This is a genomic window from Bacteroides sp. AM54-2NS (genome assembly GCF_003602935.1).
GTDB lineage: Bacteria > Bacteroidota > Bacteroidia > Bacteroidales > Bacteroidaceae > Bacteroides > Bacteroides xylanisolvens.
Map to the genome: position 1 here is coordinate 1 of NZ_QTMZ01000108.1, position 1,303 is coordinate 1,303.

The 1,303-nt window shown below is 44.1% G+C and carries 2 protein-coding genes; both read right to left on the bottom strand.

All coding sequences use genetic code 11. The annotated features are described in order from the left end of the window. Positions 1-29: 29 nt before the first annotated feature. Positions 30-527, bottom strand: a complete 498-nt coding sequence (locus tag DXA05_RS28250) for a transposase (RefSeq protein WP_052587894.1) — start codon at positions 525-527, stop codon at positions 30-32. Beyond that, positions 518-1,303: transposase (locus tag DXA05_RS25825; protein ID WP_284515713.1), on the bottom strand; the 786-nt coding region annotated here is incomplete at its 5' end. The genes DXA05_RS28250 and DXA05_RS25825, both read right to left, overlap by 10 nt.

The following is a 1,303-nucleotide window of genomic DNA, read 5'->3' on the forward strand; positions in this document are numbered from 1 at the left end:
AAAAATGCCCGTAAGAAAATATTTTTGTTTTAACATTCCGGTTTATAGAAACATGGCAGAAGAGCCTTCTTGTCGCAGTCCTTACCATGAAGAATACATTCAAACAAGTGTTTCAGGTAATTCTGAGGGTCTATGCCGTTCAACTTACAGCTTTCTATCAGAGAGAAGGTGAATGCAGAGTTTTCTGCCGCATCCTCACTGCCAACGTTCATACAGTTCTTGAGCAGCAGCTTTACAGGTTTCATCCTTTGCTCACAGAGGTTGTTCGAGATTTCTGCTGAACCGTCCTTGAGGATATTTCTCAAGGATTTCCACTGGTTTATCGTATAGTTCACGGCCTTTCTCATCAGTTCGTTAGCCATAATCTTCGCATCCTGCATCATAATGACCACCTTATGATGGATACGTTCAAGAATCGGTCCTGTTAGCTTAAGCCTTCTTTCCTTAATCTGCTCACCGCTGAGTTTCATCATACGGAACAGGTCTTCATTTCTGAACATCTCACCGATAGGATCTATTATGTCCATCGCTGTTCTGTCTGAAGGCAGGGCATCAACCCACAACCTTCTACAATGCGTCCAGCTCCTATATGAAGCACCTTTGAGTCGTCTCCGTCAAACATCCTGTAAACCGTATATCCGTCAGTGGATATGGTTCCCATAAAATATTCCAGGAATGATTTTGCCGCATCGGACGACCTGCTGCCGTTATTATAGTGATAATAGACCATCTTAATATGCTTGGCAAAGAAAGCCCATAAGTACTTTCTCCTGTAAGCCTTACCTTCCTTTGTTTCCACTCCAACAAGCTCAGTAGTCTCATCAACCATAAGGTAATTAGCTCTCTGTACAAACTCCTTGAAGACATCTTCCATGAACTCCCTTAGTTTGGCGATTCCGTTATGGATATAGCTGTTCAGCGTGGTATTGCTTATGTGGATACCCTCTCTTGCAAGCAGTCTTATCTGTCTGTTCTCAGGCATGCTGAAGTCATATTTCAGACAAAGCAGACGGGCAAGCAGTTCAGGAGAGAAGATACCTCCAAGGTTTTTCAGCGGATGTTCCATGGTGCTTGTGAAAGTGCCGTCCGCAAGCTTTACCCTTGCCACCTTGTAAACATGCTCCACGTTATAAGCCCTTACATGTTCTATGACCCTGTATTCCCACACATCAGGCATACCGTTGCGGTTCATAAACCGTCCCCCTTCTGGAAGCGTGTAATACTCGTCCACTTCATGTACTACCACCTTGTCAACTTTCAATTTTGTTTTCCCGGCACGTGGTGCGGTTTCCTTTCTCCTTGA